Below are 23,826 nucleotides of genomic sequence, written 5' to 3'. Positions count from 1 at the left end.
GCCCTGTCGCCGTCCCCGAAAAGCCCGGAAATCCGCCTAACTTCATGCCATTGCGGCATTTTTGCGACAGATAACTTATTTCGTATACTATATTTGACATGACGCGAAATGTGTCGCAACACTGTGACATTGAACAAGGGAGTCATGCCCATGAGGGGTCGAAACAAGGCACTTTATTGCGCGGCAGCAATGTCCGCGATCATCGCGGGCACCACCTGCTCCACCACCACATTCGCGCAGGACGCGGCTGAAGCGGGCCCTGCCGCCGACATCGTCGTCACCGGCACCCGCATCAAGCGCGCCGATCTGGAGAGCAACAGCCCGCAGACGGTCGTCAGCGCCGACGAGTTCAAGTACCAGGGCGCGACCACGGTCGACCAGGTGCTGAACCGCCTTCCCCAGTTCACTGCCGACGCCAACGAGAACGTCTCGAACGGTTCGGACGGCACCGCCAAGATCAACTTGCGCAACCTCGGCTCCAACCGCGTGCTCGTGCTGGTCGACGGCCAGCGCCTGATGCCCTCGCAGGCGGTCAACACCAACTTCATCCCCAGCAGCCTGGTCGAACGCGTCGACGTGATGAGCGGCGGCGCTTCGGCCGTCTATGGTTCGGACGCGCTTTCGGGCGTGGTCAACTTCGTGCTGAAGAAGGATCTGGACGGCGTCCGCATCGACGCGCAGACCAGCTTCGCGCAGCACACCAACAACAACAGCTCGATCCGCGATCTGGTCAGCGCCCAGGGCTATGACCTTGCGCCCAAGTCGGTCGCCGATGGCGGCAAGCAGGACATCACGATCTCTGCCGGCAAGAACTTCGCCGAAGGTCGTGGCAACATCACCGTCTATGGCGGCTATCGCCATGTCGATCCGGTGAAGCAGTCCAGCCGCGACTATTCGTCCTGCGCACTCAACCAGCTCGACGATGCCGGCACCGCGCTCTATTGCGGCGGCTCCAGCAACACCCCTTACGGTTCGTTCGTGCCGCTCTCCGACAAGAGCGCCTATCAGGGCCAGACCCTGATCAACAACCGCGACGGCACGCAGACTTTCGTGCCCTACGACAACAGCTACGCCTACAACTACGCACCGGACAGCTACATCCAGCGTTCCGACGAGCGTATCAACCTGGGCGGCTTCGCGCACTTCGACATCAGCAGCGCCGCGCAAGTCTACGGCAGCTTCATGTACATGCGCGATCACACCTTCTCGCAGGTTGCGCCTTCGGCGATCTTCCTGGGCGAAGCGTTCCCGATCTCATGCAACAACCCGCTTGCCAGCGCCAGCCAGCTGCAGGCCATCTGCGGCGCCGATGCCGGCACCGCCACCACCGCGGATTCGCTGGTCGGCTACCGCATGTCGATCGCGCCGCGTCGTGACGACCTGAAGTACAACGACTATCGCTATAGCGCGGGCGTCAAGGGCGATCTGGGCAGCGGCTTCAGCTACGACGTCAACTACAACTACTCGCTGGTCCGCTTCGACGAGACCTACCTGAACAACGTGGATTCGGTGAAGGCGGCCCGCGCCCTCAACGTCGTCAACGTCAACGGCGTGCCGACCTGCCAGTCGGTTATCGACGGCACCGACCCGAACTGTATCCCGGTCAACGTGTTCTCGGCCGGCGGCGTCACCGCCGAACAGGGCCAGTACCTGTTCTCGCCCAGCCACACCTCCTCGCGCAATTCGCTGCGCGTGTTCTCGGGCAGCCTCAGCGGCGACCTGGGCAAGCTGGGCGTCACGCTGCCTTGGGCCAGCCATGGCGTGGGCATCGCGCTGGGCGCCGAACAGCGCCGCGAGACGCTGAACTACTTCGCGGATGAGGTTGCCCAGCAGGGCGGCGCCACCAATTCCGACGGCATCATCAGCGTGGCCGAAGCCTATGGCGAAATCGAAGTTCCGCTGATCGAGGACAAGCCGTTCTTCCGCTCGCTGACGATCAACGGCGGCCTCCGCTATTCGTCGTACGACAACAAGCAGGAATCGACCGGCATCAAGTCGGGCTATAACGTCTGGACTTACAAGGGCGAGCTGAGCTGGCAGCCGATCGACGATCTGCGCATCCGCGCCAGCTACAACCACGCGATCCGCGCACCCAACGTGGGCGAACTGTTCGCCTCGCAGTCGGTCGGCAACGTCGCCGCGCAGGATCCCTGCGCCGGCGCCAGCCCCAGCGCCTCGCTGGAAGCTTGCGAAATTACCGGCGTGACGGCTGCACAGTACGGCAAGATCCCCGAATGCCCGGCGGATACCTGCTCGGCACTGGGCGGTGGCAACATCGCGCTGAAGCCTGAAACGGCCGATACCTACACGGTCGGCTTCGTGCTGACGCCGAAGGCGCTGCGCCGCTTCTCGCTCTCGGTCGACTACTACACGATCAAGGTGAAGGACTACATCACCGCGATCCCGCCGTCGCTGTCGATCAGCCAGTGCGCGACCACCGGCGATCCGTACTTCTGCAGCCTGTTCCACCGCGATCCCCGCTCGGGCGCACTGTTCGGCACCAATGCCGGCTACGTCGTCTCGACCACGATGAACACCGGCTACCTGCAGACCTCGGGCATCGACGTCACGGGCGACTACACGTTCAACGTCGGCAATGCCGGCAGCGTGAACGTGAACATGGTCGGCACCTGGCTGGCTCAGCAGAAGTCGCAGCCGATCTCGGGCCTCGGCACCTATGACTGCAAGGGCCTCTACGGCTACACCTGCGGCCAGCCGAACCCCGAATGGCGCCATGTGGCACGCATGACCTGGATCGCGCCGAGCGAAACCGCAGTCTCGCTGTCGTGGCGCTACATCGGTGGCACCAAGCTCTCCAGCCTGTCGGACAATCCGTTCCTGGCCGGCACGCCGAGCGAAGTGAACCGCAAGATCGACGCCTACAACTACTTCGACCTGTCGCTGACGCAGCCGATCGGCAAGCAGTTCACCCTGCGCGCCGGCGTGAACAACATGTTCGACAAGGATCCGCCGGCGATCGCCGCAGGCATCCTGTCGGCCTTCGGCAACGGCAACACCTACCCGGGCGTCTACGACTCGCTCGGCCGCACGATCTTCGTGGGCTTCACCGCGAACTTCTGATCCCGTCCCGCACGGCGGCTTTCGTTCCGTATCCCGAAAGCCGCCGTGTCCCTTCCTCGGGATCTGTGCAAGGCCCGTCCGGTCAGCTGACCGGGCGGGCCTTTTCGCATGATCAGGCCGGAACCGTCGATGCGGCGGCGATCTCGCGAATGTCGCGCGCCAGTTCTTCCACGCGGGCAAGGTCGGTGTCCCAGGCGAACATGAAGCGGGCGCTGCCGCCGATGAAGGTGTAGAAACGCCAGCCGCGTTCGCGCAGGGCCTCCAGCACCTCGACCGGCGCCTCCAGGAAGACCGAGTTCGCCTGCACCGGGAACTTGAACGACAGCCCCGGCAGTTCGCCCACGAGGTCTGCCAGGCGGCGGGCGCAGGCATTGCCGTGCTCGGCATTGCGCAGCCAGGCGCCGCTCTCGATCAGGCCGATCCACGGCGCGGAAAGGAAGCGCATCTTCGAGGCGAGCTGGCCCGCCTGCTTGCAGCGATAGTCGAAGTCCGCCGCCAGCGCGCGGTCGAAGTAGAGGATTGCCTCACCCACGGCCATGCCGTTCTTGGTGCCGCCGAAGCAGAGCACGTCCACGCCCGCCTGCCACGAGATTTCCGCCGGGGTGCAGCCCAGCGTGGCGCAGGCGTGGGCGAAGCGGGCGCCGTCCATGTGCAGCTTCAGCCCCAGTTCGCGGCAGACGGCCGAGATTGCCTTGACCTCTTCGATCGAATAGACCTGCCCCGTCTCGGTCGGCTGGGTGATGGTGACCACGCGTGGCTTGGGGAAGTGAATGTCGGACCGGCTGGCGGCGAGCGCGCGGATGGCCTGCGGCGTCAGCTTCCCGTCCTCCGACTGGGCGACCAGCAGCTTGGAGCCGTTGGAGAAGAACTCCGGCGCGCCGCACTCGTCGGTCTCCACATGGGCCGAGGAGGAGCAGATCACGCTGTGGTAGGACTGGCAGAGCGAAGCCAGTGCCAGCGAGTTCGCGGCCGTGCCGTTGAACACGAAGAACACCTCCCCATCGGCTTCGAACAGGCTGCGGAAGCTGTTGGCGGCGCGCAGCGTCCACTCGTCGTCGCCATAGGCCACGGCCGAACCGGCGTTCGCCTCCATCATCGCGGCTAGCGCCTCGGGACAGATGCCGGCGTAGTTGTCGCTCGCGAACTGCTGGGGGTGCTGTGTCATGCTCGGTTCCTCAATGCTTCGAATGCAAGCACCGGATCGACGTATGACAGTGGCGAAAGGTCCCGTTTAGTTGCCGGCCCGGCCACATCCCTCCCTTCGGAGGCACCACCTTGCTCGGGGAGCAGGTTGGCGTCGGACGTCGGTCCGACTCTTGATGCTGAGCCGGTTGATAGAGGCGATTGCCCGTCAGCGCAAGACTGTTACGACAGGACGCACGAATAGTACGGCACAAAAAAAGCCCCCGCCGACAGTGCGGCGGGGGCTAAAAAGGGATCGGCGGAGAGGGAATTGCAGACCCGCCGATCGGGTGGGTATCGTAATCAGGTGACCTGGAAACCGGCCCAGAACGGGTCTTCGCGGTCGATCCAGATGGTGTTGAAGCCGGTGGCGATGGCCGAACCCTCGATCGAGGGGATGATCGCCGGCTGGTCGCCCAGCATGACTTCCTGCTCCACGCGGCCGATGAAGCGGCTGCAGATGTAGCTTTCGTGCACGAAGCGGTCGCCCACTTTCAGGCGGCCGGTGGCGTGCAGATGCGCCAGGCGTGCCGAAGTGCCGGTGCCGCAAGGGCTGCGGTCGATCGCCTTGTCACCGTAGAACACCGCGTTGCGGCCATCGGCGCCTTCATGCTTCGGCTTGTCGGCCCAAAGAATATGGCTGACGCCGCGGATCGTCGAATCGAGCGGGTGGACCGGCTCATACTTCGCGCGGACAGCCTCGCGGATGCGGCCCGAAAGCTCTATAATGCGCGAAGCGCCGAGATCGTCGAGGCCGGTGTAGGCACCCTGCGGTTCGACGATGGCGTAGTAGTTGCCGCCGTAGGACACGTCGATCGAGAGTGGGCCGATGCCTTCCACGTCCACCTCGATGCCGCGTTCGGCGACATAGGCGGGGACATTGGTGATGCGCACCGAAGTGACTTTGGGACCATTCGTCTCGTAGGCGATCTCGATCACGCCCGCCGGAACCTCGACGCGCAGCTTGCCCGGCGTCGCCGGCTGGATCAGCCCGTGCTCAAGGCCAAACGTGACCATGCCGATGGTGCCGTGCCCACACATGGGCAGACAGCCCGAAGTCTCGATGAACAGGATGCCGATGTCGTTGGCCGGATCGCAGGGCGGATAGAGGAACCCGCCCGACATCATGTCATGCCCGCGCGGCTCGAAGCAGAGCCCGGTGCGAATCCAGTCGAAGCGCGACAGGAAATCCTGTCGGCGTTCGGACATCGAGGCGCCCTTCAACAGCGGAGCCCCGCCCGCCACAAGGCGAACGGGGTTACCGGCTGTGTGGCCGTCGATGCAGAAGAAAGTGTGCCGCATCGACGCTCCCTTAGGCTGCTGCCGCGACCGTCAGGTCGGGGCGGGTGGCGGCGGCGCGCTCGACCATCGCGATCACTTCCGCGCGGCGCTCACCTTCGAGGACGTAGCGCGGAGGCAGAACGCGCTCCGAACCGCGACCCATGACCTGCTCGGCCAGCTTGATCGACTGCACCAGGTCATGCTCGGCATCGAGGTGGAGCAGCGGCATGAACCAGCGATAGATTTCCATCGCCTTGGCATGGTCACCACGCTCGAACGCCTTGACCAGCTCGACCGATTCCTTCGGGAACGCGTTGGTGAGGCCCGAAACCCAGCCCTGCGCACCGAGGTAGAGACCTTCCAGAGCCACGTCGTCGAGGCCGGCGAACAGCGTGTAGCGATCACCGAAGGTGTTGCGGAAATCGGTGAAGCGGCGGGTATCCGGCGCCGATTCCTTGACCGCGACGATGTTCTTCACGTCGATCAGGGCGGTCAGCACGGCCTTGTCGATCACCGTGCGGTAGGCCGGCGGGTTGTTGTAAAGCATGATCGGCAGGCCGGTCTGCTCCGCCACGCCCTTGAAGTGCGAGACGAGTTCGTGCGGCTTGGGCACGTAGACCATCGGCGGCAGCAGCATCAGGCCGTTGGCGCCGGCCTTTTCAGCGGCCTGCGCGTAACGCACCGCACGGCGGGTATCGAATTCCGAAACGCCGGTGACGACGGGAACGCGGCCGTTCACGGCTTCGACGATCGCGGTCAGAACCTGAACCTTCTCGTCGTATTCGAGCGAGTTGTTCTCACCCACGGTGCCGAGCGCGATGACGCCGGTAACACCGTCGTTGATGAGATCGTCGACGACGCGCTGCGTGTCAGCGAGATCGAGGGAGAGGTCTTCACGCACCTGAGTCGTGACCGCGGGGAACACACCCTTCCAACCAATTGCCATAATGAGAATCGTCCTGCGATGTTTCTGGTTAATCTAGATATCGTATACGATATTACAAATTAACCTGCAATTGCATTATTCGCACCACCAGGTGCGTGTGGAGTCAAACGAAATCCGGGGCTTGGCGCCAGTGGGGACAAATCCTCTCTGGCGAAAAACGAAAAAGGGGCGCCGAGCACGATGCCCGCCGCCCCCCTCTCCGGTCACGCCGAAAGGATCATCAGAAACGGAAGCGTACGCTGCCCTGAACCGTCCGCGCCATCGTGCGAACGCCCAGCGGCAGGAGTGCGCTGCTACCATGATAACGATAGATGTCGTTACCGAGGATGTTCGAAGCTTCCAAAGAAAGCGTCATGAATGCGACAGGTGTATAGTTGATCGCCGCATCGAGCTTGCCGGTATCATCCTGATAGGGCGAATATTCCGGATTATCCGTGAAGACGTTGATCCGGTAAGATGAGCGCCAGTTGTATGCCACGCGCGCACTGAACTTGGGCGTATCGTAGAACAGCGTTGCGTTAGCGGTCCATTTCGACGTGTTCGGTGAATCGTACGCGCCTGGGAAATCTTCAGGGTAAGGATATTCGATACGAGCCTTGAAGATGTGGCTCGCATTGAAGCTCACACCGAAGTTGCTGAACACGCCCGGCAGGAAATCGAAGAACGACTGTACCGTGCCTTCCATGCCTATGAAGGTGCCGTCACCAGCGTTGCGCAATTGTTCGACATAGCCGATGCCGGAAGTGTAGTTGGACAGGTCCACGCCATAATTGGCAAGTTCCTGAGCGCTCACCTGATTTCGGCTGTAGTACAGGAAGCCGGTCGCCTTCTTGTAGTAGCCTGCCAGCGAGATCTGCCCGCCACGACCAAAGTAGTATTCGGCACTGGCGTCGAACGAATGTTCACGCTGAGCCTTCAGGTCAGGGTTGCCGGCATAGACCACCGGCGATGCGCCACGCGTCTCCGCGTAGTAGTAGGGCCGCATGTCGTAAAAGCCTGGGCGCTGCACGTTGGTCGTGTAGGATAGACGAAGCTGGGTCTTGGGGTTGAAATGGATCAGTGAGGTGAAGCTGGGCAGCACGTCGAAGTAGTTGCCATGGCCCGGCGAAATCTGGACGATGTCCTGATAGCCGTTGGTCACGTCACCAGGACGGTAATTATAGCTGAGCGACTTGCCCCAGGTGTTGGTGTAGCGCACGCCGGCAAGGCCATCGACCTTGATCGTGCCCACATCGAATGCATAGTTCACTTGCGCATAAGCAGCGAAGTTGTGCTCTGTAGAGTTGAACGTCTGACCGTTGTCGCTGGGCGGATAGAGGCTGGCGAAACGCGCAGCGTCTGCCGGGTCGTACTGCTGGATATATTCGCGGATGTCCGCGATATTGGACATGACAACGGAACCCGGAATGCGATACCATTCCGTTGAAGAACCGCTGAAATCCGGACCGACCAGCGAAGCTGAGTCATAGCCAGGGAAAGTGCTGAGCGGCGCATAAGTGCCATTCACGCGCGGGAAGCCATCGCGATAGCCGTAATATTTGCTGGTCACGCGGCGATTGAAGCGGGCACCGATCTGCAGATTGCGCAGCAAGCCTTCAGGCATGATGTCCAGCGTCAGGTCGGCCTGCGCTGCGAATTCCTTGTTCTTCGAACCACCATGGTTGTCCTGGAAGCGATCCACCACGTACTTCGAGATGTCGGAGAGGTCGACATTGTTGAACGTGATCGAAGGCGCGCCCTTGCTGTACGCATCGGATGCAAAGTCGATATTCGCCGACGTCAGCGTGCCCGGCCGAATGATGGTTTCAACGAAGTAGTTGCCTTCGTTCGACCAGTTGTACTGAGCACTGGCATTGAGGTGCATGATGCCGGAATTGTAATGAGCGACAAAATTGGTCGTGTAGAGGTTCGAGTGGATTTTGTTGTACTGGCTATCAATGCCGGCCCCAACGCCATTGGGGTTGCTGTAGGTGGCCGATTTTACCGTGCGCCCGTCAGGCATCAGGACAATGTCACTGAGTTCGCCGACAAACGGCATGTCCTGCACGTAGAGGCGTTCCACCGAACGATTCTCACGCGAACCCAGGTATCCGCCCTCGAACACGAAATCGAGCTTGTCGTTGGCGCGCCATTGCAGCGACGCGTTGATCGCAGGCCGCTTCACGCTGCCTTGCTCGAGCCCGGTATAAGCTCGGTAGGGGATGACCACCTGCGAGCCATCGTCGAGATCGACCTCGTAAGGTGACTCGCTCTCAATGTAGTTTTCGCGGTAGTTGGTCTTGGTGTACGACGCGTTGACCAGGAAACCGACCTCGCCAATACCGGTATCGAAACGGTTTGCGACCAGAAGGCTGCCGAACGGGCTTACCTTCTTCGAAATGTCGTCATAGGCGCCGCGAAGGCTGCCTGCGATCGTCCACCCCTTCTTGAGATCGAAGGGCCGGCGTAGTTCGACATTGACGGTGCCGGCGATGCCGCCTTCGACCTGATCGGCAGTACGCGTCTTGTAGACGTCCACCTGCTTGAGCAATTCGGCCGGAATATCGGCGAGGTTGAGCGAGCGATCCTCGCCAAGGTTGGTGTTGTTGCCATTCACCGTGGTCTGGACTTCGGCAAGGCCACGGATGGTCAGGCTCTGGCCCTGGCCGCGTGCGCGATCGATCTGCACGCCGGTGACGCGCGCGAGTGCGTCCACCACGTTGTTGTCGGGCAGCTTGCCGACGTCCTCGGCCACAACCGAGTCAACGATCTGCTTCGACTTCTGCTTGTGGGTCGCGGCGGCCTCGACCGCGCCGCGCACGCCGGTGACGACGATGTCGGTCTTGGGTGCTTCAGTCTGGTCTGACAATTCGGCGTCAGAACCGGCTTGAGCCTGTGCCCATGCGGGCGCAGCGATGCCCATGGCGATCACGGATGTGAGCGCGGTGGAAAGCTTCAGTATCCCTAACGATTTCATAAGCAAAACCCCCTGTTTCGATCCCTGCCGCCGGCCTGCCGGTCGTTGTTTATATCGTATACGTCGTACGATATCTGAATCGAGTCAAGGCGTTTGTGACACTTCTTGTAATTTTTTGTCTGAGTAATGACGTCTGATGAGATTTCCGGAATGCGAACGCAAAACGGGGCGCAAGTCTGCTGACTTGCGCCCCGTCGAACGGCCGAACCGGGTCGGCCGGATTTCCGCGGTTATCAGGTGCAGGGTGTCGGCGCGGGGCCGTCCTTGCGAATGACGGGCGCCGTTGCCTTGCCCGCCAGCACTTCCCATTCCTGTACGGCCAGCGCGCCGTAGGTCTTGCCGTCGGTGGAGGCATCCATCACCGCACGAAGGCAGCGGGTGGTGATCGGGCGGAACGACACATTCTGGAAAGCGTCGGTCGCAGCGCCGTAAGTTCTGGCACCGGGGACCGGTTTCCAGCCCTTCTGCCAATATTCCAGGTGCCATTTCGCCGGCGGAGCGACGCCCACGCCCGAACCGGTGGGCTGGTCGTTCCAGAAGCGGATGCGCGATCCGTTCACCGTTACCGGCTGGTCCCAGCGATATTCGATCCACTGGCGGGGCGGGTTGTTCGGCGACCAGCTGCCCCACATGTCGGGCGGCAGCGGAGCTTCCTTCACCACGCCGTCGTTCAGCGACTTGATCCAGAACTGCACCGGCACCGGATCGTTGGAAGCCGTGGCCCAGGCGGAGCGTGCGATATTGCGCGTTGCTGCCAGCGGTGGCTGCGGGCGCAGCGTCGGCACCACCGGCAGGATGCGCGCGGGCGAGACGCTGTCGTCCCACTCCATCTTGTCCAGCGCGACGCTGCGGCGGAAGTGGCCGCCGCCCTTGGCGTCCGCCGTGTGGTAGGCAAGGTACCACTGCCCCTTGAACTCCACCGCGCCCGAGTGCGAGGTGGTGGAGGACACCGGCTTCAGCACCACCCCGCGATAGGTCCACGGCCCCATCGGCGACGGCGCCGTGCCATAGGCGATGCAGGCGTGATAGACGGCGGGCGTGCAATCCGAAGTCGGGCCGGCCTTGTTGCCGGCGTAGAGCATATAATAAGTGCCCTTGCGCTTCATGATCCACGGCGCTTCGAAGAAGCCGGTCAGCCCGTTCATCGCCAGCTCCGGCCCCTTGGGCGTGATCATGTCGCGCTCAAGCTCCATCCCGCGAAGCTGGCCGAACGTGCCCCAGTAGATGTAGACCCGGCCATCGTCGTCGATCATGATCGTCGGATCGATGTTCTGGATATCGTTGGCGACCGGCACCTTCTGCGAGATGATCGGGCCGGAGGGATGCGCATCGCGCCAGGGGCCGAGCGGGCTGTCCGCCACGGCAACGCCGATCGCGAAGCGGTCCTTGGCATCGCTGTTCTTCTCCAGCACCGGCGCGTAGAGGTAGTAGCGCCTGTCCCCATTTGGACTCTCGGGCGCTTGAATGATCTGGCCGGCATAGGCGCGGGCCTCTTCGGCCCAGGCGAAGACGTTCTCAGGCTTGATGATCGCAGGATAATGCGTCCATTTCCCGGAGGCCGGATCGGCCGTCTTCAGCAATTGCCATTCGGGCATGATGAAGTCGTTGACGTCGCTTGCCGCCTCGTCGCGGCCGGCGAGGATCCAGAGCTGACCGTCCGCCACGAAGGGCGCGGGATCGGTGGAATAGTAATCCCCGTCCGCCAGGATCGGGTTGCCCGGAATGCTCAGTTCGCGCGCGACGGGGGCCTGCTGCGCTTGAACGGGTGCCGAGGCGGCCGAGGCAATTGCCCCGGCCGCCAGAACCATTGCGAGACTATTCCTCATCGGGGTAAGGCCCCTTGCCACCATCCTTGATCAGCTGGTCGACACGCTGATCGATCACCGGCAGCGGTACCCCGCCCAGTTCGAGCACGGCATCGTGGAAGGCGCGGATGTTGAACTTCGGCCCCAGTGCGGCCTCCGCCTTCTTGCGGGCGTCCACGAAGGCCAACTGGCCCATGTAGTAGGACAGCGCCTGGCCCGGCCAGGAGATGTAGCGATCCACCTCGGTCTCGATCTCGTGATCGGAAAGCGCGGTGTTGTCGCGCAAGTATTGCTGCGCCTGTTCGCGCGTCCAGCCCTTGGCGTGGATGCCGGTATCGACGACCAGGCGCGAGGCGCGCCAGGCCTGATAGCTGAGCATGCCGAAGCGGTCATAGGGCGTGTCGTACATGCCCATGTCCTCACCCAGCGCCTCGCAATAGAGCGCCCAGCCCTCGCCGTAAGCTGAGAGGTAGGTGTCGCGGCGGAACGCCGGCAGGTCCTTGTTCTCCATCGCCAGCGGCATCTGCATGGCGTGGCCCGGCGCGGATTCGTGCAGGGTCAGCGCGATCTGCGAGTAGAACGGGCGGCTGGGCAGGTCATACGTGTTGACGAGGTAGATACCCGGCCCACCACGCCCGCCGGTGTAGAACGGCGCAACATCGTCTGGCACCGGCTTGATGGCGAAGCGGCTGCGCGGCAGGTGACCGAAGAACTGCGATGCCTTGCCGTCGAAGGTCTTGGCGATCCACGCGGCGCGGTAGAGCAGCTCGTTCGGCGTCTTGGGATAGAACTGCGGATCGGTGCGCAGGAAGTGCAGGAACGCCTTGAGGTCGCCCTTGAACTTCACCTCCTGCATCACCTCGTTCATTTGCGAACGGATGCGCGCCATTTCGCTGAGGCCGATCTGGTGGATCTCCTCCGGCGACTTGTCGAGCGTGACGAACTCGGCGATCTTCGACTGGTAGTAGGCCTTGCCATCGGGCAGGGCGTAGGCCGCCAACGTCTTGCGCGCCTGCTTCTCATACTCGCTGCGCATGAACGTCAGCAGCTTGGCGTGCGCGGGCACGACGCTGCCGGTGATCGCCTCACGCGCGGCCGCGCGCAGCTTTTCCTGCTCGGCAGCCGGGATCGTCGAGGGCAGCTTCCTGAACGGCTCGTAGAACGGCGAATCTTCGGGCGTCTTGGCGTCGACGACCAGTTCAATGCCCTTGTCGCGACCGGTCAGCGTCACTTGCGGGGCGGAGAAGCCGCGCTTCAGGCCCGCGCGCATATTGTCGATCTGCTGATCGTAATAGCGCGGCACTTCGCGCAGCATCTCGATGAAGTCTTCGGCGCCCTGCTGATCGCGCAGCGGCGTGCGGGCCCAGTCGGCCAGTTCGCCCCAGAAGCTGGTGTCGGCGTTGAAGGGCTTTTCGTAGTCGCGATAGCGCTGCGATGCCACGAAGGCGTCGATCTGGCCCTTGTAGACCGCGAAGTTGACGCGGTTCGCAGGCGAAAGCTTAGCCGGGTCGATCGCGGCCAGTTGCTTTTCCACCTTCTCCCACGCGGCGAGGCGATTGGCCTGCGCCTTGGCGCCCACGTCGGGAAGCGCAAGGCGCTGGGCCTTGGGGCCATCCTCGCTGGGGCCGCTCTGCTGCAGGCGCCAGGCGTATTCGGCGGTGTAGATCGCTTCGAAAGCCGCGTCGGGAGTCTGGGCTGCGGAAGTCTTTGATGCCGACTGAGCGGCGGGTGCGGCCATCGCGGCGTGGGCGACGCCCACGGCCAGCGCCGCGCCTGCCAGCAGCAGCGCGCGGCCAAGCGTATTCTTCACGTCAATTTCCCCTTTCGAGAATTTCGAGAATGTCCTGATGCAGCTGCGCCGGGATGCGCACGCCTTCCACTTGCGAGCGCGCGCGGGCCAGCAGGCGGCGCGAGCCCGGCAGGCGGGCGCCCTGCCCTTCGATGGTTTCGAACATCGTTTCGGCGCGCTGGAGATACTCGCCCACGCTGTCGCCCAGGAAGCCGACCGGATCGATGACGACGATCAGTTCGCCACCGATCGGCGAACCGCCGCGCCCTTCGTCCGCCGCCAGCGATTCCGCGCTGGTCATGTCACCGATCAGCGGCCCGGCCAGAAGTTCGACCATGGCGGCCAGCGCCGATCCCTTGTGCGCGCCGAAGGTACGCATCGCACCGTCGAGCACGGCCTTGGCATCGGTGGAGGGGCGACCATCGGCGTCATAGCCCCAGTCCGGCGGGATCGCCTTGCCCGCGCGGCGATGCAGTTCGATCTCGCCGCGCGCGACCGCGCTGGTCGCAAAGTCGAACACGAACGGCGCACGATTGGGGCGCGGCCAGCCAAACGCGATCGGGTTGGTGCCGAACACCGGCTTGGTGCCGCCTTCCGGCGCGACCCATGCGTGGCTGGGGGTGAAGGCCAGCGCGACAAGGCCCTGCTCGGCCAGCGCTTCCACTTCGGGCCAGAGCGCCGCGAAGTGAACCACGTTGTTCAGCGCCATGGCGGCAATGCCATACGCCTTGGCCTTCTCCACCAGCAGCGGCATGCCAAGCTCGAACGGAAGCTGGGCGAAGCCGCCCTTACCGTCCACCTTAACCAGCGCCTTGGCCGGCTCGCTCACTTCGGGCACCGCATCGGGCACCACCACGCCGCGCGCCACCGAATTGGCAGCGACCAGCAGGCGGTAGAGCCCGTGTGACGTGCAGCCGTCGCGCTCGCCCGAAACCATCGTTTGGGCCACCGCAGCGGCGTGATCGGGCGCCAGCCCGCAGGCCACCAGGACCTTGCGGGCCAGTGCATCGGCTTCGTCGAGCGTGAGCGCGACTTCGTTGAGGGCAGTCATTGTCTGTGAACTCACTTCGTCGTCTTCGCCGTGAACAGACGCATGCCGAAGATCGGACCGGCCGAGCTGCGGTCATGCGGCACGACGCGCACCTTGACCTGGCTCTTGCCCTTGGTCAGCGCCTCGGGCAGCGGATAGTCCACGTCCATGAACTTGCCCGGCGTGTCGTTGTCCAGCTTCTGGGTGGCGATCTTCACGTCGTCGACCAGGATGTCGAACACGCGCGAACGCTCGCTGCCCCAATACGTGGCCTGAAGCAGCAGCGCGCCGGGCTTCACCTTCATCGTGAACTCGAAATAGCCGCCCGAACGGGCATCGCGTCCATTGCGACCGCGATAGGAGACCGGGTACGAGATTTCCGAGGTAAGGTTGTGGTCGCGCTCGGGCTGCATTTCGCCCAGGTGCATGACGTCGATCGAGCGGGCGGCGATGTCCTTCTGGCGTGCCTGCTCTGCCAGGAACGAGGCTTCCTCGGTCTTCCAGCCGGCTTCGGTGAAGCGCTTGAAGTAGACGGCGCTGCGGCGGTCGTACTGGCTGTAGAACGGCACGAAAGTCAGGTCCGCCGGGCGCATCACGCCGGTGGTCTGGAAGCGCGGACGGTCGGAGACGATCGGCGAGAAGGCGGACAGCGGATTGTCGCCCACCATCGCCGGCTCCACACCGGTGAAGTCCATTTCGGCCGGGCCAAGGTCCGCCGCCATGACCAGCGGACCGCGCAGCACGGCCACCACGTCCTGCGAACCGGCTGCCGCCTCGAACCGCAGGTCGAGCGGCAGGGTCAGGGTGATCGTGTCGCCCTTCTTCCAGCGGCGGTCGATCACGGCATAGCCGTTCACCGCATTGGCGGGAACCGGCGCACCGTTGACGGCCACCAGCGCGCGGCCGTTGGCCCATGCCGGAATGCGCAGCGCGATGGTGAACTTGGCATTCTTCACCGCGTCCAGCGTCACGCCTACTTCGGACTTGAAGGGATATTCGGTGGCCAGCGTCAGCGCCACGCCCTTGGCCTTCCATTCCGCCTTCGACGGGATGAAGAGGTTGACGAACAAGGTATCGTCACCCTGCCAATAGATGGAATCGCCGTGCTTCGAATGGCTTTCCATGCCCGAACCGACGCAGCACCAGAACGCCTCCTCACCCGGCTGCGAATAGCCGCGCGGGGCGCCGCTCATCATCGGCGTCATATAGGTGAAGCCGCCTGTGTGCGGGTTGTGTGCCGACATCACGTGGTTCAGGTGCGCACGCTCGTAATAGTCGAACAGCGCGCCGTCCGGCTGCCACGAATAGAGCTGACGGGTCAGCTTCAGCATGTTGTACGTGTTGCAGTGCTCACAGGTCGATTCCGTGAGGTGCAGCGCGATGTTGTCGGGCTCGAAGAAGTACTCACGGTCGGCATTGCCGCCGATCACATAGCTGTGGTGCTGGGTCACGCGTTCCCAGAAGAAGCGGGCGGCGCGGCCCGGCTCGTCCTTGCCGGTCAGTTCGTGGATGCGCGCCAGGCCGATCAGCTTGGGCACCTGCGTGTTGGCGTGGAAGTTGGAGAGCTTGTCCTCCTGCGCCACCAACGGATCGAGCACCTTCTTGTCATAGATGCGTTCGGCCACCTTCAGCCAGCGCAGATCGCCGGTCTGGGCGTAGAGCTCGGCATAGCTTTCGTTGAGGCCGCCATATTCGCAGCCGAGAAGTTCCTGCATCTGCTTGTCGTCAAGCGCGGCGAAGACCTTCTCGAAGTAACCGCCCAGGCCGATGACCACTTCCAGCGCCTTGGCATTGCCCCAGGCCGAATGGATATCGAGCAGGCCGGCGAAGTACTTGTGCACGGTGTAGAGCGGCGACCACGAACCGTTGAGGTCGAACCCGCCGGACTTGATCTCTCCGCGCATGACTTCGGGGAAGATTTCCTGCCCGTCGACGACCTTGCCGTCCTTGGTCTTGCGGCCCAGCGCGCCGATGTAGCCATCGCTGCGCTGCGCCTGGCATTCGGCCAGTTCATCGACGATATAGTCCGCGCGGCGGCGGCATTCGGGATTGCCGGTCTGCTGCCAGGCCAGGACCAGCGCGGTCATGTAGTGGCCCAGCGTGTGGCCGGCGATCGTGTCCGATTCCCAGCCGCCGTAGATCGGCGCCTTGGGCTCAAGCCCCGCGTACTTGCGGAAGTTGTGCAGGAAACGATCGGGGCTGAGCGACATCAGGTAATCGACATTGACGTCCACCGCCGTCGCATAGTCCGACGGCGCCAGGCGCACGTCGGTCAGCGGCAGCGGCTTTGCCTTGATCGGCAGCTTGGGTGCGATGACAGCCGCGAAGCCCTTGAGAGGGACAGAGCTGACAGCCAGCGCCGCCACGCCAGCCATCCATTCGCGCCGATTGGCCTTCATCACCAGAAACTCCTATCGAATATCGTATACGGTTATTGATAAGTATCAGGGGCTGCGAGTCAACCCCGTCGAGCCGTGCGGTGGCAGCGACAGGTCGACCGCCTGCTTGGGAAATCCAGCGACGCCGGATTTTCAAACACCCTCAACGGCGAAGCGCGACGCGTGTGTCCGCATGGGCCAGATCGATCAGCGCGATCATCGCCTTGCGCGCCTGCTTGGCGTTGCCCTCCGCAATGCAGCGGTAGAGCGTATGGTGTTCGGGCATCGGATCGCGCGGCGAATCCTGCACGCGCTGCTTGATCGCGGTGGTGGAGGCGATGGCCGTGGAGATCGAGGTGGAGAGCGCCCGCATCAGTTCGTTGCGCGTCGCCTCCAGCACCAGTTCGTGGAAGCGGATATCGGCCGCGCGCCCCTTGTCGGTGGTGAGCGTGCAGCGCTCCATCGTTTCCAGCGCATTGGCCATATCGGTCAACTGCCGTTCGTCACGGCGCTGCGCGGCCATTTCGGCGGCCTGCGGCTCCACCACCATGCGCAGTTCGAACAAGTCGCGCAGGAATTCGTCGCTGGCGCCGCACTGGATTTGCCAGGCCAGCACATCGGGATCGAGCAGGTTCCAGCTCTTGCGCTCATTCACGCGGGTGCCGGCCTTGGGGCGGCTGCTGACCATGCCCTTGGCGGTCAGGATGCGGAAAGCCTCGCGCAGCACCGATCGGGAGACACCCAGCCGCTCCGCATGTTCGACTTCGGCCGGAAAGATGTGCCCGGCCGGCACTTCGCCGCTGACGATCGCGGTCGCCAATTGGCGCGCAACCGCATGATGAAGGCGGCCGCTGGCAAGTGGAAGCGCGGTTTCGGCCGGCAGTGGTGCGGTCATCTTTGTCATCCCCAGCCAATGGATCGAAGCAAGATTTGAAATGCTCCGATCATATATCGTATAATTTTTCTTGACCCTTTCCGTGATGGGCGTCAAGAACCCATGCATCTTTCCGAAGCCAAGCGATGGGTACATGCCATGAGCACCCCCTTGATTTCTCGTCATTTCGTTCGTGTCTTGAAAAAACCTGCCGCAGTCAGCCTGCTGGCGCTTGCGATGGCCCTGCAACCGGGCGCCGCGCAGGCACGCCAGACCCCTGCGGCCACGGCCCAGACGCCGCCGCCCAGCATAGCGGATCGCTATGCGGCGGCCGACACCTTCCTGGGCAGCGGCATCGCCGATCTGATCGACAATGCCAATGTCGCGCCCAGCTTCGTGGGCGGCGACAAGAACGCGGGCCTGTTCTACCGCACCGGCAACCGCAGCAGCCAGCGCTTCCTGTTCCTGGACCTTGCGACGCAGCAAGTGCGCGAAGTGGCGACCACCGCCAGCCTGATCGCCGCGCTGTCGCAGGCGAGCGGCAAGGCCGTGACGCTGGACGACGCGCACCTCGCCGATGTCGACTACGATCCGGACAAGGCCACGCTGGCCTTCGCGGCGCTGGACGCACACTGGCGGATCGGTGCCGATGGCAAGGCCGAGAAAGTCGCGCCGGAAGCACCGCAGCTCGATCTGCCCTCGCCCGATGGCAAGACCAGGATCGTCGCGCGCAACTACAACCTCTATGCGGTGGACGTGGCATCGGGCCGCGAAGTGGCGCTGACCACCGATGGTACGCGCGAACAGCCCTATGGCCGCTCGATCCCCGAACTCTCGCAGATCCTGCGCGAAGGCACCGAGGAACCGGCCATGCCCGTTTCCGGCGCCTGGTCGCCCGATGGTCGCTATCTGCTGAGCTGGCGGCTCGACACGCGCGATGTAAAGAAGCTCTCGATCACCCAGCAGAACCCACCGGGCAGCTTCTATCCGCGCAGCTTCAATTACGTCTATCCGCTCGCTGGCGCCGAAAAGCTGCCGCAGGCGACGCGTTTCGTCGTCGATGTGCAGGCCGCGCTGAAGACGGGCAAGGCAAAGGTCGTGCCGGTGCAGATGCCGGCCGAATCCATCCTCTATCCCTCCCCGCCCGACATGAACTGGGTGGACGGCAAGCCGCGCATGCAATGGACCGAGCGCGGCTATCGCCAGCAAGCCGTCTACGTGGCCGATCCGGCCACCGGCGCGACAAAGATCGTCGCGCATGAGGCGGTGAAGCCGGTCATCACCGTCACGTCCTCCATGATCTTCCCCGCTCCCGAACTGGGCGGCGAACTCTCGATCTCCGAGCGCAGCGGTTGGGCGCAGCTTTATCTCGTCACCCCGGACAACCCGGATGGCGGCCCAGATGGTGGTAGGGCGCTGACCACCGGCAACTGGGAAGTGCTCTCGGTCGACAACGTGGCGCAGGACAAGTCCTCGCTGATCGTCACCGGCGTCGGGCGCGAGGAAGCCCGCAATCCCTATTGGCGCGCGCTTTACCGCGTTTCGCTGAAGGGCGGCGGTTTGACCGAACTGACGCCCGAGCCGCTCGACCATGACGCGCAAGTCTCGCCCGACGGCAAGTGGATCGTCGACCAGATGTCGAGCCCGACCACGCCGACCCGTGCCGTGCTGCGCGACGGCACGACGGGCAAGATCGTGATGGAACTGGCCAAGGCCGACAACAGCCGCCTTCTGGCTGCCGGCTATACCCCGCCCGAACCGTTCAAGGGCGTGGCGGCGGACGGCAAGACGCCGATCTACGGCATGATCTTCCGCCCAGCGCATTTCGATCCGAAGCGCAGCTATCCGGTGATCGACAACGTCTACACCGGCCCCACCACCACCGACGTTCCCTCCACCTGGGGCATGGCGCTGCGCGTGCCGGGCAACAGCGTGGCGCAGATCGGTGCCGTGGTCGTGATGATCGACGGCACCGGCACATCGCGGCGCGGCCAGGCCTTCCGCCTTCCCGCCTACCAGAACCTGGGCGAAGTGGGGCTGGACGATCACATCACGCTGATCCGCCAGATGGCGGCCAAGTACCCCTACATGGACGTGAACCGCGTGGGCGTGTTCGGCGGCTCGGCCGGCGGCTACGACACCGCGCGCTTCGTGCTACGCCGGCCCGACTTCTTCAAGGTGGGCGTTTCCGCCTCCGGCAACCACGACCTCAGGCTGGACAAGACCTGGTGGCCGGAAGTCTCGATGGGCGAAGCGGATGCCGCGACGTGGGAGCGCAATTCGAACATGGCGGTGGCGAACCAGCTCAAGGGCCATCTTCTGCTCGTCCACGGCGATATCGACGACAACGTGCCAATCACCGAGAGCTTCCGCCTGGCCAAGGCGCTGATCGATGCCGGTCGCGACGTGGACATGGTGGTGGTGCCCAATGCCACGCACAACGTCTACCAGCCCTTCTTCTGGAAGAAGCTGCGCGACTATTTCACCCTTTACCTGCTCGGCGAGACACCGCCGCCGCTTGGCCCCGTGAAGCCTGCCGCCCCGGCAGTCGCGCTGGCCCACTGAATACCCACGAGGTCTTGAACATGAAGCGTCTTCTGAAGCCCCTCCCCCTGATCGCGCTGGTGCTGGCGCCGGTTCCGGCCATGCTGCCAATGGCGGCAGCGCAGGCACAGGAAGCCGAGAAGCCCAAGCCTGTATATGCGCCGATCCAGAAGACCGAGATGCAGACGCCCGCCTTCGATCTGGCGCTGCGGGCGGATACGCAGACGCTGGCGCACCTTTCGCCCAAGGGCAACGCCGCGTTCGACTTCGTGCCTGCGGGCCGTGAGGCGGAGCGCGCCGCCGACGGCTACGTCCACATCGGCGACATCCATATCCGCCTGAAGACGGCCGGTTCGGATTGGCAGGACTTCTCCTCTGCCCACGCGCGCAAGCAGATTGCCGCGCTGACCGGTGGCAAGGGGGTGCTCGCCGCCGCCGACATCACCGCCTCGATGGGAGCCGGAATCCCGCTGCGCGTGGAACGCCGCTGGGTGAATGAGGATGGCGTGCTGGTCCTGCGCTTCACGCTGGTCAACACCGGTAGCGCGCCGGTGGAGATCGGCGGCCTCGGCATGCCGATGGTGTTCGACAACATCATCCTCGACCGCGATCTCGACTCCGCGCACGCGCAGGCCAGCTTCGTCGATCCCTATATCGGCCGTGACGCCGGCTACCTTCAGGTCACGCGCTTGAACGGCGAAGGCCCGGCGCTGCTGGTGCTGCCCGAAAAGGGCACGCCGTTGGAAGCCTATCGCCCGATTGCCGAGGCGCGCGCCGCGCGCAATGGCGACATCTTCACCGACAAAAGCCAGCGCAGCCAGGTTTCCGAAGGCTTCTACGACTGGACCGTCGCCAGCAAGGGCTTTGCCGAAAAGGAATGGGCAAAGGCCGGCCAGCAGTGGAACGAGCCGACCAGCTTCACGCTTGCCCCGGGTGAGAGCCGCACGATCGGCCTGCGCTTCGTGACCGCGCCGAACATCCGCGCGATCGAGGATACCCTCGTTGCGCAGAAGCGCCCGGTCGCGGTCGGCATTCCCGGCTACGTCGTGCCTACCGACCAGACTGCCAGCCTGTTCCTGAAGACGCCGAGCAAGGTGGCCAAGATCGAATCCTTCCCCGAAGGTTCGCTGACCGCCACCTCGGAGAAGAGCGGAACCGGTTGGGCCCGCTACCAGATCAAGGCCAGCGGCTGGGGCCAGGCGCGCCTGACGGTTACTTACGCGGACGGGCAGAAGCAGACCGTCAGCTACTACATCACCAAGCCGCTCGATCAGGTGATGGCCGATATCGGCCACTTCACCACCACCGACCAGTGGTTCGAGGGCAAGGGCGATCCCTTCCACCGCAGCCCGGCGATCCTCTCCTATGACCGGGAGGACAACAAGATCCTCACGCAAGACGGCCGCGTCTGGGTTTCGGGCATGAGCGACGAAGGCGGCGCCGGCTCGTGGGTGGCAGCGGCCATGAAGCAGCTCGACAATCCGAACCCGGAAGAAGTCGCCAAGCTGGAACGCCTCGTCAACGAGACCGTGCTCGGCACGCTTCAGGTCAAGGACGGTCCGCACGCCGGTGCCGTCAAGAAGAGCATCTTCTACTACGATCCGGTCGAGTTCCCGAACTACTACGATCCCAAGATCAACTGGAAGAACTGGACCGCGTGGTCGAAGAAGGATTCGGACGATCTCGGCCGGTCCTACAACTATCCGCACGTCGCCATCGGCCACTGGGTGCTCTACCGCCTGGCGCGCGACAATGCCGGGCTGGTCAAGCAGCACGACTGGAAGTTCTACCTTGAGTGGGCCTACCGCACCACCGTCGCGATGATGCGCGATGCGCCGTATTATGCCGAATTCGGCCAGATGGAAGGCGACGTCTTCGTCGATATCCTGAAGGATCTGAAGCGCGAAGGCATGACGGCAGAGGCCACCGAGATGGAAGGGCTGATGAAGGCCCGCGCCGATCACTGGCGTTCGATGAAGTATCCGTTCGGCAGCGAAATGGCGTGGGATTCCACCGGCCAGCCCGAAGTCTATGCCTGGATGCGCTACTTCGGCTTCCAGCCGCAGGCGGACGAGACGCGCGAAGTGATCCTGGGTTACGACCCCACGATCCCCAGCTGGGGCTACAACGGCAATGCGCGCCGTTATTGGGACTTCCTCTACGGCGGCAAGGTTTCGCGGATCGAGCGGCAGATCCACCACTACGGCTCCGCGCTCAACGCGGTGCCGCTGTTCGACGCCTATCGCCAGAACCCGACCGATCTGCACCTGCTGCGCGTCGCCTATGGCGGCATGATGGGCGGCATCACCAACATCGATCAGAAGGGCTTCGGCTCGGCCGCGTTCCACTCCTGGCCGGACATGATGAAGTGGGATGCGATCACCGGCGATTACGGCATGGGCTTCTACGGCCATGCGATCACGGCGGCGAGCTACATGGTCAACGACCCGCAGTTCGGCTGGATCGGCTTCGGCGGCGACCTGACGACGAAGGGCAAGCAGGTGAACCTGGTGCCGAAGGACGGTGCCCGCCGCCGCCTGTTCATCGCGCCCGCCGGCCTGTGGATCACGCTGGAAGCGGGCCGCATCCAGAGCGCCAGCTACGACGCCGCCACTGGCAAGGTCGCCCTGACGCTCGACCCGGCCAGCGCCACCGATCCCGCCGCGCGCCTGCTGTTCCAGACCACCACCGCCGGTGGCCGCACTTATGCAACCGACACCGGCACGGCGGATCGCGACGGCTATGCCATCGCGCTCGGCGGCAATCCCACGGTGGTGACGCTGACACCGCGCTGAGCGGCGGCAAGCACCTAGAGCAGTTGATCCGATTGCATCGGATCAACTGCTCTAAGATTTTGGTTTGCCGCGTTTTCCGAGTCATCAGGTGATTCCACCTGATTAGAAAATGCTCTATCCCCACAAGAACCACGTCGCCCCCGCGCAGGCGGGGACCCCGCTTCCTTCTCGCTACGTCTGCAAAGAAAAGCGGGGTCCCCGCCTGCGCGGGGGCGACGTGGTTCAAGGCTGCAAAATTCTGCGCCTCACGGAAACTCCGCCCGCAATCGCACGCCCAGCCACGCTCCGAACGCGGCGATGGCATCCCGCCGGGGCTTGGGCGTATTGGCGTCCCAGACGAAGTGGTAAGCCCCCTCGAACGGGATCTCCACGTCCGAAAGCCGCACCAGCCGCCCGGCCTGAAGCGCATCGTGCGCGATCACGCGGCGCGCCAGCGCTATGCCGTGACCGGCGATGGTCGCCTCCAGCATCAGCGCCGCATCATCGTAAGGCAGGCTGTCGGCAGGTTCGGGCAAGGCGAGACCCGCGCGCTGGAACCACGGCGTCCAGGTCTGCCAGCTGTTGCGCAGCAGGCGACACCGCGCGAAGTCCGCCACGCTCTCGATCCCCATCCGCGCACGATATTCGGGCGAGCAGGCCGGGAACAGCATATCGGTCAACAGCCGCTCGGCGGCGAGGCCTGGCCAGTTCCCGCTGCCATAGCGGATCGCCGCATCAGCGCCATCCGCGCCGATCCGGCTGACATCGATCCGCGCGTCCAGCGCGATCGAGATGCCGAGATGCGCTTCGTGAAAGTCCGCCAGCCGTGCCACCAGCCACTGCGCGGCGAAGGAGGGCAGCACCGCGATCTTCAGGACCTGCCGCTCACCCTGCGGTGGAGGGGGAAAGATGCTGGCGATCAGCTCCAGCGACTGACGCACTGTCGGCAGGATCTGCCTCGCGGCCAGCGTCGGCTCCATCGTATTGCCGCGCCGCTCGAACATGACCGCGCCCAGTCGCTGCTCCACCTCGCGCACGCGGTGGCTGATCGCACCGTGGGTGATGCCCAGTTCCTCCGCCGCGCGGGTGAAACTGCGATGACGCGCTGCCGCTTCAAGCGCGCGCAAGGTGTTGAGCGAAGGCGGACGATACATGGCCCGGCCATACTTAGGTCTCAGAGTAACGG

At 64.0% G+C, this 23,826-nt stretch carries 13 protein-coding genes and 1 riboswitch; of the genes, 3 read left to right on the top strand and 10 right to left on the bottom strand.

The features are described 5' to 3' along the window. Nucleotides 1-189 precede the first annotated feature (189 nt). The gene (locus WBP06_RS27675; protein ID WP_395335884.1) at nt 190-3,081 is read left to right on the top strand and encodes a TonB-dependent receptor; all 2,892 of its coding nucleotides are present in this window, start codon (nt 190-192) and stop codon (nt 3,079-3,081) included. Between the two features lie 112 nt (nt 3,082-3,193). Here the strand turns inward: WBP06_RS27675 and WBP06_RS27670 are convergent, their stop codons facing one another. From WBP06_RS27670 to WBP06_RS27630, 9 genes are all read right to left on the bottom strand, one after another. After that, nucleotides 3,194-4,246, bottom strand: a complete 1,053-nt coding sequence (locus tag WBP06_RS27670) for a threonine aldolase family protein (protein WP_395335882.1) — start codon at nt 4,244-4,246, stop codon at nt 3,194-3,196. A 56-nt stretch (nt 4,247-4,302) separates the two neighbouring features. Beyond that, nucleotides 4,303-4,409: riboswitch (SAM-I-IV-variant riboswitch) on the bottom strand. Nucleotides 4,410-4,566: 157 nt separating this feature from the next. Further along, entirely contained in the window at nt 4,567-5,565 is a 999-nt protein-coding gene (locus WBP06_RS27665) for a 4-hydroxyproline epimerase (RefSeq protein ID WP_395335880.1), read from the bottom strand. A 10-nt stretch (nt 5,566-5,575) separates the two neighbouring features. Next, nucleotides 5,576-6,490 (bottom strand): dihydrodipicolinate synthase family protein, encoded by a 915-nt coding sequence (locus WBP06_RS27660; RefSeq protein ID WP_395335878.1) that lies wholly within the window; start codon nt 6,488-6,490, stop codon nt 5,576-5,578. A gap of 220 nt (nt 6,491-6,710) precedes the next feature. Continuing rightward, on the bottom strand, nt 6,711-9,446 hold the full coding sequence (locus tag WBP06_RS27655) for a TonB-dependent receptor (protein ID WP_395335876.1): 2,736 nt from the start codon (nt 9,444-9,446) through the stop codon (nt 6,711-6,713). Between the two features lie 233 nt (nt 9,447-9,679). Continuing rightward, nucleotides 9,680-11,272 (bottom strand): family 43 glycosylhydrolase, encoded by a 1,593-nt coding sequence (locus tag WBP06_RS27650; RefSeq protein WP_395335873.1) that lies wholly within the window; start codon nt 11,270-11,272, stop codon nt 9,680-9,682. Beyond that, a complete protein-coding gene (locus WBP06_RS27645) occupies nt 11,262-12,989 on the bottom strand; it encodes a DUF885 domain-containing protein (RefSeq protein ID WP_395337595.1) in 1,728 nt (575 codons plus the stop codon). The genes WBP06_RS27650 and WBP06_RS27645 overlap by 11 nt, the downstream gene beginning before the upstream one ends. A gap of 73 nt (nt 12,990-13,062) precedes the next feature. Then, the gene (locus WBP06_RS27640; RefSeq protein WP_395335871.1) at nt 13,063-14,091 is read right to left on the bottom strand and encodes an Ldh family oxidoreductase; all 1,029 of its coding nucleotides are present in this window, start codon (nt 14,089-14,091) and stop codon (nt 13,063-13,065) included. An 11-nt stretch (nt 14,092-14,102) separates the two neighbouring features. Beyond that, nucleotides 14,103-16,469, bottom strand: a complete 2,367-nt coding sequence (locus WBP06_RS27635; RefSeq protein WP_395335869.1) for a beta-L-arabinofuranosidase domain-containing protein — start codon at nt 16,467-16,469, stop codon at nt 14,103-14,105. Nucleotides 16,470-16,611: 142 nt separating this feature from the next. Continuing rightward, on the bottom strand, nt 16,612-17,343 hold the full coding sequence (locus WBP06_RS27630; RefSeq protein WP_395335867.1) for a FadR/GntR family transcriptional regulator: 732 nt from the start codon (nt 17,341-17,343) through the stop codon (nt 16,612-16,614). Between the two features lie 138 nt (nt 17,344-17,481). On the opposite strand from WBP06_RS27630, the gene WBP06_RS27625 reads away from it, so the two are divergent. Continuing rightward, entirely contained in the window at nt 17,482-19,887 is a 2,406-nt protein-coding gene (locus tag WBP06_RS27625; protein WP_395335865.1) for a DPP IV N-terminal domain-containing protein, read from the top strand. A 20-nt stretch (nt 19,888-19,907) separates the two neighbouring features. Beyond that, a complete protein-coding gene (locus WBP06_RS27620) occupies nt 19,908-22,661 on the top strand; it encodes a DUF5695 domain-containing protein (protein WP_395335863.1) in 2,754 nt (917 codons plus the stop codon). 245 nt (nt 22,662-22,906) lie between these two features. Here the strand turns inward: WBP06_RS27620 and WBP06_RS27615 are convergent, their stop codons facing one another. Next, entirely contained in the window at nt 22,907-23,794 is an 888-nt protein-coding gene (locus tag WBP06_RS27615; protein WP_395335861.1) for a LysR substrate-binding domain-containing protein, read from the bottom strand. Nucleotides 23,795-23,826 lie beyond the last annotated feature (32 nt).

This window comes from Novosphingobium mississippiense (assembly GCF_044029535.1).
GTDB lineage: Bacteria > Pseudomonadota > Alphaproteobacteria > Sphingomonadales > Sphingomonadaceae > Novosphingobium.
Note: the sequence above shows the minus strand (reverse complement) of the source record. Positions and strands in the feature narration are given on the sequence as shown.

Excerpts from the sequence above, each read along its gene's own strand:
- WBP06_RS27675 (WP_395335884.1), top strand. The coding sequence starts at position 190 with ATGTCCGCGATCATCGCGGGCACCACCTGCTCCACCACCACATTCGCG.
- WBP06_RS27670 (WP_395335882.1), bottom strand. The coding sequence starts at position 4,246 with ATGACACAGCACCCCCAGCAGTTCGCGAGCGACAACTACGCCGGCATC.
- WBP06_RS27665 (WP_395335880.1), bottom strand. The coding sequence starts at position 5,565 with ATGCGGCACACTTTCTTCTGCATCGACGGCCACACAGCCGGTAACCCC.
- WBP06_RS27660 (WP_395335878.1), bottom strand. The coding sequence starts at position 6,490 with ATGGCAATTGGTTGGAAGGGTGTGTTCCCCGCGGTCACGACTCAGGTG.
- WBP06_RS27655 (WP_395335876.1), bottom strand. The coding sequence starts at position 9,446 with ATGAAATCGTTAGGGATACTGAAGCTTTCCACCGCGCTCACATCCGTG.
- WBP06_RS27650 (WP_395335873.1), bottom strand. The coding sequence starts at position 11,272 with ATGAGGAATAGTCTCGCAATGGTTCTGGCGGCCGGGGCAATTGCCTCG.
- WBP06_RS27645 (WP_395337595.1), bottom strand. The coding sequence starts at position 12,989 with ATGGCCGCACCCGCCGCTCAGTCGGCATCAAAGACTTCCGCAGCCCAG.
- WBP06_RS27640 (WP_395335871.1), bottom strand. The coding sequence starts at position 14,091 with ATGACTGCCCTCAACGAAGTCGCGCTCACGCTCGACGAAGCCGATGCA.
- WBP06_RS27635 (WP_395335869.1), bottom strand. The coding sequence starts at position 16,469 with ATGAAGGCCAATCGGCGCGAATGGATGGCTGGCGTGGCGGCGCTGGCT.
- WBP06_RS27630 (WP_395335867.1), bottom strand. The coding sequence starts at position 17,343 with ATGACCGCACCACTGCCGGCCGAAACCGCGCTTCCACTTGCCAGCGGC.
- WBP06_RS27625 (WP_395335865.1), top strand. The coding sequence starts at position 17,482 with ATGAGCACCCCCTTGATTTCTCGTCATTTCGTTCGTGTCTTGAAAAAA.
- WBP06_RS27620 (WP_395335863.1), top strand. The coding sequence starts at position 19,908 with ATGAAGCGTCTTCTGAAGCCCCTCCCCCTGATCGCGCTGGTGCTGGCG.
- WBP06_RS27615 (WP_395335861.1), bottom strand. The coding sequence starts at position 23,794 with ATGTATCGTCCGCCTTCGCTCAACACCTTGCGCGCGCTTGAAGCGGCA.